At 42.5% G+C, this 14803-nt stretch carries 22 protein-coding genes; 1 reads left to right on the top strand and 21 read right to left on the bottom strand.

What is annotated here, in order from left to right; all coding sequences use genetic code 11:
- Positions 1-772: 772 nt before the first annotated feature.
- The 4 genes from rrtA to FTU39_RS06680 all read right to left on the bottom strand — a co-directional run bounded on the left by rrtA (position 773) and on the right by FTU39_RS06680 (position 3622).
- Positions 773-1354, bottom strand: coding sequence for a rhombosortase (gene rrtA, locus FTU39_RS06695; protein WP_154320306.1), 582 nt, complete (start codon positions 1352-1354; stop codon positions 773-775).
- A gap of 103 nt (positions 1355-1457) precedes the next feature.
- Entirely contained in the window at positions 1458-2504 is a 1047-nt protein-coding gene (locus tag FTU39_RS06690) for a hypothetical protein (protein ID WP_004974758.1), read from the bottom strand.
- A gap of 445 nt (positions 2505-2949) precedes the next feature.
- Positions 2950-3372, bottom strand: a complete 423-nt coding sequence (locus FTU39_RS06685) for a protein YgfX (protein ID WP_180051897.1) — start codon at positions 3370-3372, stop codon at positions 2950-2952.
- Positions 3365-3622 (bottom strand): succinate dehydrogenase assembly factor 2, encoded by a 258-nt coding sequence (locus FTU39_RS06680; RefSeq protein WP_004974752.1) that lies wholly within the window; start codon positions 3620-3622, stop codon positions 3365-3367. Before FTU39_RS06680 ends, FTU39_RS06685 begins: the two co-directional genes overlap by 8 nt.
- Before the next feature lie 185 nt (positions 3623-3807).
- On the opposite strand from FTU39_RS06680, the gene FTU39_RS06675 reads away from it, so the two are divergent.
- Positions 3808-4980 (top strand): acyl-CoA dehydrogenase family protein, encoded by a 1173-nt coding sequence (locus FTU39_RS06675; protein ID WP_104852582.1) that lies wholly within the window; start codon positions 3808-3810, stop codon positions 4978-4980.
- A 75-nt stretch (positions 4981-5055) separates the two neighbouring features.
- Here FTU39_RS06675 and FTU39_RS06670 read toward each other — a convergent pair whose 3' ends face one another.
- The 17 genes from FTU39_RS06670 to rplX all read right to left on the bottom strand — a co-directional run bounded on the left by FTU39_RS06670 (position 5056) and on the right by rplX (position 14801).
- The gene (locus FTU39_RS06670; protein WP_178866866.1) at positions 5056-6546 is read right to left on the bottom strand and encodes an NAD(P)/FAD-dependent oxidoreductase; all 1491 of its coding nucleotides are present in this window, start codon (positions 6544-6546) and stop codon (positions 5056-5058) included.
- A gap of 199 nt (positions 6547-6745) precedes the next feature.
- Positions 6746-7111, bottom strand: a complete 366-nt coding sequence (gene rplQ, locus FTU39_RS06665) for a 50S ribosomal protein L17 (protein WP_004974746.1) — start codon at positions 7109-7111, stop codon at positions 6746-6748.
- Positions 7112-7129: 18 nt separating this feature from the next.
- On the bottom strand, positions 7130-8137 hold the full coding sequence (locus tag FTU39_RS06660; protein ID WP_004974745.1) for a DNA-directed RNA polymerase subunit alpha: 1008 nt from the start codon (positions 8135-8137) through the stop codon (positions 7130-7132).
- 17 nt (positions 8138-8154) lie between these two features.
- A complete protein-coding gene (gene rpsD / locus FTU39_RS06655) occupies positions 8155-8781 on the bottom strand; it encodes a 30S ribosomal protein S4 (protein ID WP_004974744.1) in 627 nt (208 codons plus the stop codon).
- Between the two features lie 12 nt (positions 8782-8793).
- Positions 8794-9180 carry a 30S ribosomal protein S11 gene (gene rpsK / locus FTU39_RS06650; protein WP_001040166.1) on the bottom strand — a complete coding sequence of 129 codons (387 nt, stop codon included), beginning with the start codon at positions 9178-9180 and terminating at the stop codon, positions 8794-8796.
- Positions 9181-9199: 19 nt separating this feature from the next.
- The gene (gene rpsM / locus FTU39_RS06645; RefSeq protein ID WP_004974734.1) at positions 9200-9556 is read right to left on the bottom strand and encodes a 30S ribosomal protein S13; all 357 of its coding nucleotides are present in this window, start codon (positions 9554-9556) and stop codon (positions 9200-9202) included.
- A gap of 107 nt (positions 9557-9663) precedes the next feature.
- Entirely contained in the window at positions 9664-9780 is a 117-nt protein-coding gene (gene rpmJ / locus FTU39_RS06640) for a 50S ribosomal protein L36 (protein WP_000867907.1), read from the bottom strand.
- Positions 9781-9800: 20 nt separating this feature from the next.
- Positions 9801-11120 (bottom strand): preprotein translocase subunit SecY, encoded by a 1320-nt coding sequence (gene secY / locus FTU39_RS06635; protein WP_171062591.1) that lies wholly within the window; start codon positions 11118-11120, stop codon positions 9801-9803.
- Positions 11121-11165: 45 nt separating this feature from the next.
- Complete coding sequence (gene rplO, locus FTU39_RS06630; protein WP_004974728.1) at positions 11166-11606, bottom strand: 50S ribosomal protein L15; 441 nt, start codon at positions 11604-11606, stop codon at positions 11166-11168.
- Positions 11607-11609: 3 nt separating this feature from the next.
- Positions 11610-11786, bottom strand: coding sequence for a 50S ribosomal protein L30 (gene rpmD, locus FTU39_RS06625; protein ID WP_004786899.1), 177 nt, complete (start codon positions 11784-11786; stop codon positions 11610-11612).
- A 6-nt stretch (positions 11787-11792) separates the two neighbouring features.
- Positions 11793-12290: a 30S ribosomal protein S5 gene (gene rpsE / locus FTU39_RS06620; RefSeq protein WP_004974725.1), complete on the bottom strand. Its 498-nt coding sequence runs from the start codon at positions 12288-12290 to the stop codon at positions 11793-11795.
- A 2-nt stretch (positions 12291-12292) separates the two neighbouring features.
- Positions 12293-12643, bottom strand: a complete 351-nt coding sequence (rplR, locus tag FTU39_RS06615) for a 50S ribosomal protein L18 (RefSeq protein WP_004281497.1) — start codon at positions 12641-12643, stop codon at positions 12293-12295.
- Positions 12644-12657: 14 nt separating this feature from the next.
- Positions 12658-13191, bottom strand: coding sequence for a 50S ribosomal protein L6 (gene rplF, locus FTU39_RS06610; protein WP_004974722.1), 534 nt, complete (start codon positions 13189-13191; stop codon positions 12658-12660).
- 16 nt (positions 13192-13207) lie between these two features.
- On the bottom strand, positions 13208-13603 hold the full coding sequence (rpsH, locus tag FTU39_RS06605; protein ID WP_004974720.1) for a 30S ribosomal protein S8: 396 nt from the start codon (positions 13601-13603) through the stop codon (positions 13208-13210).
- Between the two features lie 12 nt (positions 13604-13615).
- Positions 13616-13921: a 30S ribosomal protein S14 gene (rpsN, locus tag FTU39_RS06600; RefSeq protein ID WP_004825185.1), complete on the bottom strand. Its 306-nt coding sequence runs from the start codon at positions 13919-13921 to the stop codon at positions 13616-13618.
- A gap of 9 nt (positions 13922-13930) precedes the next feature.
- Positions 13931-14467, bottom strand: coding sequence for a 50S ribosomal protein L5 (gene rplE, locus FTU39_RS06595; protein WP_004974719.1), 537 nt, complete (start codon positions 14465-14467; stop codon positions 13931-13933).
- Between the two features lie 16 nt (positions 14468-14483).
- A complete protein-coding gene (rplX, locus tag FTU39_RS06590; protein ID WP_180051896.1) occupies positions 14484-14801 on the bottom strand; it encodes a 50S ribosomal protein L24 in 318 nt (105 codons plus the stop codon).
- Positions 14802-14803: the final 2 nt, after the last annotated feature.

Raw genomic sequence — 14803 nt, 5'->3', positions numbered from 1 at the left:
AATGTGATGGGTCTTTAAAGTGGCACTAATTGCAGCAAAGACCACCATCAATACCAATAAAATGGCACGGTTTTCAGTACCAAATTTAAAAATACCAAAAAAAGAGGTTTCAATGGTTCGATACATTTTCAAGCTTGGATGGGCTTGAATATGCTGAATCGCCTGATCATGAAATTGAAATTTTTCTTCACAAATTTGTTTGGCTGCTAAAATGGAAGCGCGGACATCTGATTCAGAGGCAGTACCAAAAATATCGGCAAACTCATCAGCAGCATTGGCTTGCATTTGGGCATGTACTTGTGCATCGATATCGGGGTTGCGTTCGCAGTCAGGTGCAGTGGGTTCGGCACGCAAAAATGAATACTGCATACCCGTTGCAGGGTCACCGTATAGGCGTTCACCCATGCGCAACAACTGACCATGTACCATTTCACCTGTACCAATAATAAGTGTCAGTAGCAACAAGATCAAAATAACGAATGTAGAAATCCATTCTGTCCATATATGTCTGAGCAAAGCCAAGCCAGACCTGCGTTGTCCGTTATTGTGCATATATTTTCCTGTTTTTATTCTATGCAGAAACCGAGACACTCGAATTTCTGTCTGTCCTTATTCAACGGAATATCCATCTTCCATTGAGCATTTTTGTATTCAGTTTAAATGTGAATGAACGTCGTTATTTTTAAAATGACAATATAGATTTTCTTTTAAGTAAAAATGGTCAATTGTGAGATTTTATGTGAGCCCTTTTTGCCATCATTTTGATGTAATTTTAATGCGGATCAATGCAATAGGCCCAAATAATATAAGCCAGTGCAAAAATTACTCCCCAAATCACCCCCAATAAATGTGCCTCAACTAATACAGGACTTCCGATTAATTCTGCTGTACCCAAACTGCCCACGGTATTTTCCCAAATCAGTTTAGATAAAATAAGCAGCAACACCAATGCCGCAAAACCACGTTCTTTTTTATAGAGCAAATGCACACATGCCACCGCCACATAAGCACCATGCAACACCCCAGAAAGTCCTGCATAGGCATCAATATCGGCAAGGAAGTAATAGAAACTCAGACTAATCGCTGGCGGTAGTACCAACAAAAGCGCCACAAAGTGCCATACTTTGGCATGCGGAAAAATAAAAGGTAAACAGGCAAACGCGATCATATTGAGTAAATAATGAATCCAGCCCACATGCACCCAATGCCCTGTCCATAAGCGCCAAAATTCATCCAATAAATGTGTAGACCAATAAATAAAATGCTCTGCAAAAATCTGCAAACATGCCGAAACCGACATACATGCCGCAATAAACACAATTTTTCGACTGAGAAATTGAGATGAATATTGCATAGGCGCTTGCATCCTCCAAATTATTCTTGTTATGTGCTTCGGCAAACGGATTGCCCAATCCTAAAATTTCTTGTCTATATTGAATTGGGCAATCTTGATATTTTTACAATTGAGCTGCCGTATCCTCATTAAATAAATCATCTAATTCAGATGAATCATCTTGTTCATCCCAGAAACGTTGCTGATCACCAGTACGCACACCTGTATGTTCAGTCCAGTAACGGTCTGAAATTCCTTGTACCATGCTTCCTGCCATGGCATCAATCAATTTAAATTGTGGATTTACAGGTTTTTCGTCACTGCGTGCATTAGAAAAGGCTTTGAGTGCATCGCGGATTTTGGCATCTTCACCACTGGCTTGGGCAGCAACCGCATATAAAGCGTGTGATAAACGCACCCCTTTATTTTCACCAATTTGCATCGACTGCTTTAAGGTTTGATACGGATCAGGTTTGCCATCTCCCGCACCTGGAAGCAAAGTCCAAATTACGGCACGTGTAGCCTCTGGTGCGCCCCAGAATTTTTCATTGTTTAAACAGGTCATACCACGTTCAACAATCGCGGCAATATCTTTAGGCACATGCACTGCCCCGCCTGAATTAATATCATTGGTCATGGCTTGCAAGCCACTCAACATCCCCAACATATACACAGTTTGATCAATATCACTGTTCATTTTTGGACAACCTTCGCCCAAAGGTTTCCGATATTTCTTTTCCCAACGATGCTGAAACAATTGATAGCCTGTGTATTGGCGCTGTGCCGCCAAAGCCGCCCAACGTTTTTGCTGAATCCGCGCATCTTGCGCTTCGCCCACTTGCCCTGCTTTTGCTGCACGTAAATAACGCAATTCAGCATCCAAAGCTTTTTCTTCGGCACAAATACCCGCAGCCGAATACATTAGTACCGCAACACGGGTTGGGTCTGCGCCCATATCTTTAGTCGCCATAATGGCAGGGGTTAAGGAATTACCAGAATTACACACCATTTCAGCATCTTCCATCGCTAAAATTGGCGGCACAATATGTTTTTCAGTAAATCCAAGTGCGACATTGGCACCTGTTTTGATCACTTGTGAACAACCTGATAATAATAAACTTGTGATTGCAAATACGGCCACACCCTGGCCTATTTTTTGGACTTGCGACATTTTCCTGTCCTCTATAATTGTGTTTATGTCCATTGCAACAAACATAGCAGAAGCAATATCTGAATAAAAGCGTCTACTTGCTGCTTCAGATGGATAACTTTGCCATGTTTTAAAGTGACTAAAATTGACTGAAATCTGTCATCCGACAAAATTTAGGCAAAAAAAAGTAGCATTGCGACGGTTCAGCACATGCTACTTATTAACTGATGCCCAATTCGGGCTTATCTTAAAAAATCTTTCGACTAAATTTAAATCTGCACATTTCAGGAATCTGATTTGTATTGATCTACACTTGTCTGGAATGAATATAACTAAAAATAGGGATATGTGTAATCTTTTATGCCAATATAAAATGACTGATCAGGACACGAAAAATAGATGATAATTTTATCTTTATGATACTTATAGTTTTTTATTATTATAAAAATATACAGCTGTCTGTAAATTAGAGCATTTTCGCCAATATTTTTAGAGCCTTCCATTCCGCCTTGGAAACCTGATCACACCAAATCACCACAGGTTTAAAGGCTTGCTGAAATTCCATGACGATATAAATTTGATGATCTATCACTTGACGCAGTTGCACACGCTGAATTTCAATTTGGCGAGCTGTGCTTTTAATCTGTTGTGATACTACACGAGGCGCGAGATAGGAAATTGACCATTCACGGTCATCTAATTGATCTAAACCAACAATTCGGTTTGCACGAACAAATTTAAAATATGTCCAGCCCATAATGACAATACATACAACGCTAAGCCATGGCTTTAACACTTGTAGTAAAAGCCAAACGATGAGTAGAGCGATCATCAGCTGAAACACTATTGCGATGACACTAGGTTTCAGCTGAAACTGCTGCTTAGCCATGCACATAATGCTTTAGTTTACGGATAAAATCTTTCAACTCAGGACGTGGTGGCTCAGACACTTCCATAAACCAATCCAATAAATCTGGGTCTTCCTGCTCAACCAAATCGGCAAACATTTGTTTTTCTTCCGCACTGGCAGTCAAATAATGATTTTTCACATACGGGTCAAAATAGACATCAATTTCCTTTAAACCACGACGGGCACGGTAAATCACTTTGCGTTCTTCTAAGCTGATGTCATCACTCATGCGGTTTCCCCATTAAAATTAAACTCAGGCTAGTTTAACCGACCCCTTTTAAAGTTTCGATGACTTTTATGCAGCATTGACCAAAAGCATCATCTTTCATTTGCAATTGAAACTTTTGCACCTTGTTGCCCCCTATAAATTCTTCTAAGGTGAATTCAAAATAACAACATCAGGAAGATAAAACCATGCAATCTGCCGCAATTCGCCCCATTGCCAATATGTTACCGCGCACCTTATTCAGTGCTGAACACGACAGTTTTCGTGATTTGGTACGAAAATTCTATTTGCAGGAAGTCATCCCCCATACTGAAAAATTTGAAGCGCAGCAGCATGTAGACCGTGAGCTATGGCGTAAAGCAGGTACTTTGGGTTTGCTGTGTAGCACCATGCCTGAAGAATATGCAGGTTCAGGGGTAGACCGCTTATACAGCATGATTTTGATTGAAGAACAAGCCTATGCAGGTGACAGTGCTACCGGTTTTTCACTGCATTCAGATATTGTCGCCAATTACATTAATAACTTTGGCACAACTGAACAAAAACAACACTGGTTACCCCGCATGGCCACAGGCGAAGTGATAACCGCGATTGCCATGACCGAACCCGGTACAGGTTCAGACTTACAAGCTGTGCGTACCTCTGCGGTATTGGATGGCGATGAATACGTGATTAATGGTTCTAAAATTTTTATTACCAACGGCTATTTGTGCGACATGGCGATTGTGGTATGTAAAACAGCGAACACAGACAAAGGTTCAGCCAATCTGTCTTTAATATTGGTAGAAGCAGACCGTGCGGGATTTAGCAAAGGCAAACCACTGAATAAAATTGGTATGAAAGGTCAGGACACTTGCGAATTATTTTTTGATAATGTCCGCGTGCCTCGCAGCAATTTATTGGGTGCAGAAGGCATGGGCTTTATCATGCTGATGAAAGAACTGGCTTGGGAACGCTTAATTGTCGCGATTATTTGCCAAGCAGGTGCAGAAGCTGCTTTTGCACATACACTGCAATATACTCAGCAACGTCAAGCCTTTGGCAAAAGTATTCATAGCTTTCAAAATACGCGCTTTAAACTGGCAGAATTACGCACCGAAATTGATTTCTGTCGTGCTTTTTTAGATCAATGTATGCAGTTACAACTTCAAGATCAGCTCAGTGTTGAAGCTGCAGCGGCCGCCAAATATAAAATTTCAGAGATGTACTCCAAAGTGGTGGATGAATGTCTACAACTGCATGGTGGTTATGGCTATATGCTTGAGTATCCAATTGCACGTGCTTACTTAGACAATCGGGCCAATCGTATTTATGCAGGCACCAATGAAATTATGAAAGAGCTGATTTCACGTTCTTTATAAAATTTCCACCTCAACATGTAAATGGCGCAAGCAATTTTAAATTTCTTGTGCCATATTATTTTTGCACCCAACGATTTAAGACACTAATTTAGGTTTACGCTGCTGTGCAGGCACAGCTTGTTTGAATTTTAAAATACCATCTTCAAAACTTGCTTGTTTTAAAGTTTTGCGATCTTCTAAGTAATTGTTGGTCACTCGCCATGGCGCATGTTTGCCTTGCTTTGGCATCACATCAGCAGCACGCGCGATATAGCCCGAACTCAAACTGCCCATCACCGTATCTTCCAATAACTCTGTTTGGTCACCTTGAGGAATTACCTCGTCATAACCTTGTCGATCCATATAATTGAGCAAACGACAAATATAATCCGCAGCCACATCCACTTTAAGCGTCCAAGAGGCATTAATATAGCCAATAATCATCGCCATATTCGGTACATCGCTGATCATCACACCTTGATATAGCATGTGCTTCGAAGTGTCTAAAGGCACACCATCAATTGTGGCTTGAATACCACCTAGAATCTGAATATTCAAACCAGTGGCAGAGACAATAATATCGGCATCCAGATGCTTACCTGATTTTAATTGCACACCTGTTTCAGTAAAACTTGCAATTTGATTGGTTTCAATCGAGGCATGCCCTTCGCGTAAAATCTTAAATAAATCACCATCAGGCACAACACATAAACGCTGATCCCACGGATTATAATGTGGCGTGAAATGCTTCATATCCACCTTGCCTTTGAGCTGCATTTGGATAGATTTCAGCAACAAAGTCCGCAGTAATTTCGGCTGTTTTTGTGCTAAAGCATAAATTGCGCGTTGCATGCCAATATTACGTGCGCGCGTGATTTTGTAAGCAACATCTTCAGGCAAAACTTTACGCATTTGCTGATAAACAAAATCCATTGCAGGCACTGAAGCAATATATGTCGGTGAGCGTTGCAGCATGGTGACATGCGCTGCACCACCTTTCGACATGGCAGGGACTAAGGTAATCGCAGTTGCACCACTGCCAATAATTAACACCTTTTTACCACGATAATCTAAATTTTCAGGCCAATGCTGAGGGTGGATAAATGTGCCTTTAAACGCCTGCTGATTCGGAAAGTCAGGCTGAAAACCTTGATCGTAATTGTAATAGCCTGTGCAGCCTAAAACAAAATTAGCCACCCAAGTTTCAATCTGTTGTGCTGCATTTTCTATGCGTAACGTCCACTTACGTGTTTGAGAATCATAATTGGCAGATAGTACACGATGCTGAAAATGAATTTTTGAATGTAAGGCTTTTTCTTGAATGACTTCTGCTAAATAACCTTTGATAGATGCGCCATCGGCTAGTACATTGGTTTTCTTCCAAGGCTTAAAATTATAACCAAAGGTCGACATATCCGAATCTGAACGAATGCCCGGATATTGGAATAAATCCCAAGTGCCACCAAAACTTTGACGACGCTCAATAATTTCAAAAGAACGCTGTGGGCAGTTTTGACTTAAATGTGCTGCTACACCAATGCCCGAAATCCCTGCCCCAATAATTAATATATCAACCTGCTTATCCATGTTTTATTGTCCAGCTTGAATGATGTTTTTTATTAAAGCATAAATTTGACAATACACAATGTCAAGTTTAGCAAAAGTTACTAAAATTTATATCAATTCGGGACAATTTGATCATTTTTGAGATCAACTTATTTTTTTCATAAAAAAAGACCGGTAAAACCGGTCTTTTTCTGAACAACGTGCGTTATTCTTGGCGAAATTATTTAACTTCGCGATCTACAAGCTCAACGTAAGCCATCGGTGCAGCATCACCCGCACGGAAGCCCGCTTTAAGAACACGTAGATAACCGCCGTTACGCTCTTTGTAACGAGGGCCAAGAACGGTAAATAATTTACCAACAGTTGCTGCTGAACGAGTACGAGCAAACGCTAAACGACGGTTTGCTACTGTATCGTTTTTAGCTAAAGTGATTAAAGGCTCAGCAACACGACGTAATTCTTTTGCTTTAGGAACAGTTGTTTTGATTAACTCGTGTTCGAACAAAGAATTAGCCAAGTTTTGGAACATCGCTTTGCGATGGCTGCTTGTACGGCCTAATTTCACACCACTATTACGATGACGCATGGTGATAGTCCTACTTAATTAACGGCTACGATAGGCGAAACGATCGTCCATACGGAGACTAGCCGGTGGCCAGTTCTCTAAACGCATGCCGAGCTGTAAGCCTTTAGAAGCCAGAACATCTTTGATCTCTGTAAGCGATTTTTTACCCAAGTTAGGCGTTTTAAGTAGCTCAACTTCAGTACGCTGTACAAGATCACCAATGTAGTAAATATTTTCTGCTTTCAAACAGTTAGCAGAACGAACAGTAAGCTCTAGATCATCTACTGGACGAAGCAAGATTGGGTCAACTTCTTCACGAGGCTCTTGAGCAACAGGAGCTTGATCTTTCTGAAGATCAACAAAAATTGCAATTTGTTGTTGCAAGATTGTTGCCGCTTTGCGGATTGCTTCTTCTGGATCAACTGTACCATTGGTTTCAAGATCAATGATCAACTTGTCAAGGTCAGTACGTTGTTCTACACGCGCATTTTCTACGATGTAAGACACACGTTTAATTGGGCTATAAGAAGCATCTAACTGCAAACGACCTACAGGGCGAGTTTCGCCTTCTGGGAAACGTGAGTCAGATGTTTCATAACCACGACCTTGAGCAACTTTCAGGCGCATTTTTAAATTGCCTGTAGCACTTAAAGTGCCGATCAAGTGTTCAGGGTTAACCACTTCAACATTATGCGGTAAACGAAGGTCTGCAGCAGTTACATCGCCTGGACCTTGTTTTTCCAATGTCAAATAAGCTTCATTTTGATCGAACAGCTTAATAGACAATCCTTTCAGGTTCAGCAAGAGCTCGACGATGTCCTGCTGCAAGCCTTCCAAAGTACTGTACTCGTGCTCGACACCTTCAATTTCAACTTCTACCACAGCTGCGCCAGGTAAAGAAGAAAGAAGGATGCGACGTAAAGCATTACCAAGAGTATGACCAAAGCCACGCTCTAATGGTTCTAGAATAACTTTTGCCGAGGTCCCGCTTGCCGCTTCGACCTTGATCGCTTGCGGAGTAAGAAACTCATTTGCAGTACGCGTCATTATTGCTACCTCAAGGATTATTTAGAATACAATTCTACAATCAAGCTTTCGTTGATTTCAGCAGGTAAATCAGAACGATCTGGTGCAGCTTTAAACGTACCTTCAAATTTAGAATGGTCAACTTCCATCCATGAAGGGATACCACGTTGAGCAGCCAATTCAATTGCGTTTTTAATACGTAATTGTTGTTTTGCACCTTCGTGAACTGCAATTACATCACCAGCTTTAACTTGAATAGACGCAATGTTAACACGACGACCATTTAAAGTAATGCTACGGTGAGATACAAGCTGACGAGCTTCTGCACGTGTAGAACCAAAACCCATGCGATAAACAACGTTATCAAGACGGCTTTCGAGCAATTTCAACAAGTTCTCACCTGTTGCGCCTTTCACACGAGCAGCTTCTTTATAGTAGTTACTAAATTGACGCTCTAAAACACCGTACATACGACGTACTTTTTGTTTTTCACGTAATTGTAGTGAGTACTCAGATTGCTTACCACCACGAGCCCCGCCATGTTGGCCAGGAGCTTTAGCGTGTTTTTTAGTTTTGACGTCAAATGGTTTAACGCCAGATTTTAGTTGCAGGTCTGTCCCTTCGCGGCGAGAGAGTTTGCATTTTGGACCAATATAACGAGCCATGAATGTTTCTCCTTACACGCGACGTTTTTTAGGTGGACGGCAACCGTTGTGAGGGATTGGAGTCACATCGGTAATGCTGTTAATTTTATAACCCACTGCACCTAATGCACGAACCGCAGACTCACGACCTGGACCAGGACCTTTAACAAGGACGTCCAAGTTTTTCAAACCGTAATCTAAAGCAGCTTTACCAGCAACTTCAGCAGCTACCTGAGCAGCGAACGGAGTTGATTTACGTGATCCACGGAAGCCTTGTCCACCTGAGGTAGCCCAAGCCAGTGCATTACCTTGACGATCGGTAATGGTCACAATGGTGTTATTAAAAGAAGCGTGAATGTGTGCAACACCTTCAGAGACGGTACGAGTGACCTTCTTGCGTGTGCGAGTATCTTTAGCCATCTTTTAGCTTCCAGAAATCTTATTTCTTAATCGGTTTGCGCGGACCTTTACGGGTACGTGCGTTAGTTTTGGTGCGTTGACCACGGACAGGCAAGCTGCGACGATGACGAAGACCGCGGTAGCAGCCTAAATCCATTAAACGTTTAATGTTCATGGAAATTTCGCGACGTAAGTCACCTTCGGTCGGAACCTTAGCAACTTCTGCACGAATCGCATCAAGCTGAGCGTCATCTAATTCACGGATCTTTGTTGTTGGTGCGATACCAGCAGCAGCTAAGATAGTCTTAGCAGTGTGGCGACCAATACCAAAGATATAAGTGAGAGAGATAACAGCGTGCTTGTTATCCGGAATGTTTACACCGGCAATACGAGCCATTCAATTTTCTCCAAAAAGGCAGTTAAGATAATCAACCGCCCCACAAAAATCTTGAGGGGCGGATAATAACCTAATTAGCCTACTGAAATCAACAGGTCTTAATCAAATTAACCTTGACGCTGCTTATGACGAGGTTCTGCGCTGCAAATTACGCGAATAACCCCATTACGACGGATAACTTTGCAGCTACCACAAATTTTCTTTACAGAAGCTTGTACTTTCATGATGAAACCTCTAAGTGCGCTTATCCCTTAGGATGAGCAGTCGTTTTTCTCATTAACGTTTGATTATCGTACTGGTGCGAGGTGAGATGTGCTTGAAGCTGAGCCATAAAGTCCATCACAACCACTACAACGATTAATAATGATGTACCACCTAAGCTAAATGGAATTCCAAATGAGCTTTGTAGAATCATCGGCATTAAGCAGACTACAGTGATGTAAATCGCGCCAATAAAGGTCAAACGACTGAGAATATGATCTAAGTAACGAGCAGTTTGCTCACCTGGGCGAATACCAGGCACATAAGCTCCGCTGCGTTTCAAGTTTTCCGAAACTTCTTTAGGGCTGAAAACCAGCGCAGTGTAGAAGTAACAGAAAAAGATAATTAACGCACCAAAGAGCACCAAATACAACGGTTGTCCAGGCGACAATACCAATGCCAAGTCTTGTAGACTACGCTTGATTAATCCAGCACTAGGATCCGCACTGCCGACCCATTGACCTAAGCTCGCTGGGAACAAAAGCAATGAACTGGCAAAAATTGCTGGAATCACACCTGCCATATTAATTTTTAATGGCAAATGCGTTTGCTGAGCAGTAAATACACGACGACCTTGTTGTTTTTGAGCATAGTTTACTGGAATACGACGCTGCGCCTTCTCAATAAACACAATCGCTGCAAGTACACCTAAAGACAATAAACCAAAAATTGCCAAACCAATCAGGCTTGACTGGCCACTGTCAATAGATGTGAAGGATTGCATAATTAAATTAGGCAAGCCTGCAACAATACCTGCGAAAATGATCATGGAAATACCATTGCCCACTCCGCGTTCGGTAATTTGTTCACCCAACCACATTAAGAACATTGTGCCTGCAACCAAAGAGGTCACAGCTGGAACGTAAAAAGCCAGACCTGACGTTAAGGTAATACCTTGACCAATCAGACCTGCACACATCCCAATCGCTTGCACAAGTGCAAGAAACAATGTGCCTTGGCGCGTATATTGATTAATTTTGCGTTTGCCTTGCTCGCCTTCTTTTTTCAAAGCTTCAAGCGAAGGAACCACGGTAGACATCAACTGTACGATAATCGAAGCAGAAATGTATGGCATGATCCCTAAAGCAAGAATCGACATCCGCTCTAATGCACCACCCGAAAACATGTTAAACAAACCAAGGATTGTACCTTGGTTTGCATTAAACAATTGTTCAAGTGCGGCATTATTAATGCCTGGTACTGGAATATGCGCTCCTAGTCGAAATACCAACAACGCACCAATGAGAAACATCATTCGGCGTATAATTTCACGGTATTTCACGTGAAATGGTTGGCCTTTCATCATGTGAACATGACCTGAAGAACTAGGAGACATAGACACTGGGGATTACTCCTCGACTTTACCGCCAGCCGCTTCAACAGCAGCTTTAGCGCCTTTAGTCACAGCAACACCTTGAATAGTGAATGCGCGAGTAATTTCACCAGAAAGTACGATACGAGCACGAGCCATATCTTTACGTACAACGTTCGCTGCTTTTAAAGTTTCAAGGCTAACGATGTCGCCTTCCACTTTAGCAAGCTCAGATAAACGTACTTCAGCAGTTTTCAAAGCGATTTGGCTAGTGAAACCGAATTTAGGTAAACGACGATATAACGCAGTTTGACCACCTTCGAATCCAGGACGTGTACCACCGCTCTTACGTGAGTTTTGACCTTTGATACCACGACCACCAGTCTTACCAACGCCAGAACCGATACCACGGCCTAGACGACGGGCTTCACGCTTAGCACCTTCTGCAGGTGCAAGTTCATTTAAACGCAGAGTCATGGCTTATTCCTCTACACTAACCATATAGTAGACTTGGTTGATCATACCACGGTTAGAAGGCGTATCTTGCACTTCTACAGTATGACCAATACGACGCAGACCTAAACCTTTAAGGCTAAGCTTGTGATTTTTCAAGCGGTGCGATGCAGATTTAGTCTGGGTAACTTTAATCGTTTTCATGATTGATTACCCTTGAATTTGTTCTACTGAAAGACCACGTTTCGCAGCAACCTTTTCAGGAGTTGTCATGTCACGCAAACCGTTAAAAGTTGCGTTCACTACGTTTGCAGCGTTAGTAGAACCACGGCATTTAGTCAATACGTTACGTACACCTGCAGCTTCTAAAACTGCACGCATAGAACCACCCGCAATTACACCAGTACCTTCAGATGCTGGTTGCATGTAAACACGGCTTGCACCATGACGCGCATGAATCGGGTGTTGTAAAGTACCATCTGCCAATTCGATAGTGATCATGTTACGACGTGCAGCTTCAAGTGCTTTAGAAATAGCAGCTGGAACTTCACGTGCTTTACCACGACCAAAACCCACGCGACCATTACCATCACCCACAACAGTTAATGCTGTGAAAGAGAAGATACGACCACCTTTAACAACTTTGGCTACGCGATCAACGGCAACCAGCTTTTCAACAAGACCTTCGTTTTGTTCAACTTTAGCCATGATTAGAACTCCAAGCCGTTTTCACGAGCAGCATCAGCCAAGGCTTTGATACGACCATGATATTTAAAACCAGAACGGTCAAACGCAACTTTAGTTACACCAGCTGCTTTCGCGCGTTCTGCAATTAAAGCACCTACTTTTTGAGCTGCTTCAACGTTACCAGTTGTACCAGCACGTAAAGTAGCATCTAAAGTTGAAGCTTGCGCTAAAACTTTGCCACCATCTGCTGAAATAACTTGAGCATAGATGTGACGCGGCGTGCGGTTTACACACAAACGAGTCGCACCCAATGCACGGATGTGCAAGCGTGTGCTTTTCGCACGACGCAAACGGGATTGTTTCTTTTCGTTCATAAGAACCTCGCGCCTTATTTCTTCTTAGCTTCTTTACGAAGAACAACTTCATCCGAATAACGAACACCTTTACCTTTATATGGCTCTGGTGGACGGTATCCACGGATATCCGCAGCAACTTGACCTAAAGCTGCTTTATCAGCAGATTTAAGGATAATTTCAGTTGCAGTTGGAGTTTCTGCAGTCACACCTTCAGGAAGGGTGTAATCGATTGGGTGTGAAAAACCAAGGTTAAGGTTAACAACGTTACCTTTTACCGCAGCTTTATAACCAACACCAATCAATTGCAACTTACGTTCGAAGCCTTCGCTCACACCTTTTACAAGGTTGTTAAGCACAGCGCGAGCAGTACCAGCTTGCATCCAAGCGTCTTTCGACTCAGCTTTAGGAGCAATAGCTAAAATACCGTCTTCCTGTTTTAGCTCGACCAGCGCATGCAGGTTGAAAGACAATGTACCTTTGCTGCCTTTCACTTCGACCTGCCGGCCGTTCTGAGTAACTGTAACACCGTTAGGTACAGTTACTGGGGCTTTAGCCACACGAGACATGAGGAATCACCTATTATTAAGAAACAAAAGCAATAACTTCACCACCGATACCTGCAGCACGTGCAGCGCGATCAGTCATGATGCCTTTGCTTGTAGAAACGATTGCAATACCTAAACCTTGCTTAACGCTTGGAAGTGCATCTTTACCGCGATACTGACGTAGACCTGGACGGCTTACTCGTTTCACAGTTTCGATAACTGGTTTGCCTTCATAGTATTTTAAAGTAATCGTTAATGTAGGTTTGCCTTCGTTGTCAGCCACTTCTACATTTGCGATATAACCTTCTTGTTGAAGTACGTTTGCAATAGCAACCTTCAACTTAGAATTAGGCATAGAAACAGTTTGTTTCTTTGCCATTTGAGCGTTACGAACACGCGTTAGCATGTCGGCAACGGTATCTTGCATACTCATTTATAGTGCTCCTTACCAGCTTGCCTTAACAACGCCCGGTACATCACCTTGCATTACTGTGTCACGTAATTTGTTACGGCTTAAACCGAACTTACGGAAGTAACCATGAGGACGACCAGTTAAACCACAACGGTTACGAAGACGTACTGGAGACGCATTACGTGGTAATGCTTGTAATTTCATCATCGCTTCGAAACGCTCTTCGTCGCTTGCATTTACGTTTGCAATCGTTGCTTTTAATTCAGCACGTTTTGCAGCGTATTTAGCAACAGTAGCTTCGCGTTTCAATTCGCGATTAATCATACCTTTCTTAGCCATATCGACCTCTTATTTGAACGGGAAGCCGAATGCACGCATAAGCGCACGGCCTTCGTCATCGGTGCGAGCAGTCGTAGTAATGGTGATGTCCATACCACGAATTTGATCAATCTTATCGAAATCGATTTCAGGGAACATGATTTGTTCCTTGAGACCCATAGAGTAGTTACCACGACCATCAAATGATTTCGAAGAGAAACCACGGAAGTCACGAATACGAGGGATCGCGATAGAGATCAAACGGTCTAAGAATTCGTACATACGTTCGCCGCGTAAAGTAACTTTACAACCAATCGGCCAACCATCACGGATTTTAAAACCAGCGATTGATTTACGAGCTAATGTTAAAACTGGTTTTTGACCAGCAATAGCTTGCATATCAGAAAGAGCGCCATCTAACAATTTCTTGTCAGCAGCTGCAGCACCAACACCCATGTTGATGGTAATTTTAGTGATGCGAGGGATCTCCATCACATTCTTAACGCCCAATTGTTCTTGTAATTGAGCCTTAAGTTCGTCGTTGTAACGTGTTTTAAGTCTGGCCATTGCCTATTTCAACCTATTACTTCGCCACCGCCACTGATTCACCATTCGATTTATAAACGCGAGTTTTCACGCCATTAATCGTTTGGTAACCAACACGGTCAGCCTTTTGGGTTGTAGCATTAAAAATTGCCACGTTTGAGATATGAAGCGAAGCTTCCTGCGTTACGATACCGCCTTCAGCGCCCGTAGCACGGTTTGGCTTCTGGTGCTTCTTAACCAAGTTAAGACCTTCGACCTTAACACGGTCATTAGAAACTGACAGAACAGTACCCTGTTTGCCTTTTTCTTTACCTGCGATCACAATTACTTGATCGCCTTTTTTAATCTTAGCCATGA

The organism is Acinetobacter sp. YH12099, from assembly GCF_013419195.1.
Classification (GTDB): Bacteria; Pseudomonadota; Gammaproteobacteria; order Pseudomonadales; family Moraxellaceae; genus Acinetobacter; species Acinetobacter towneri.
This window is presented reverse-complemented; position numbering and strand designations above follow the sequence as displayed.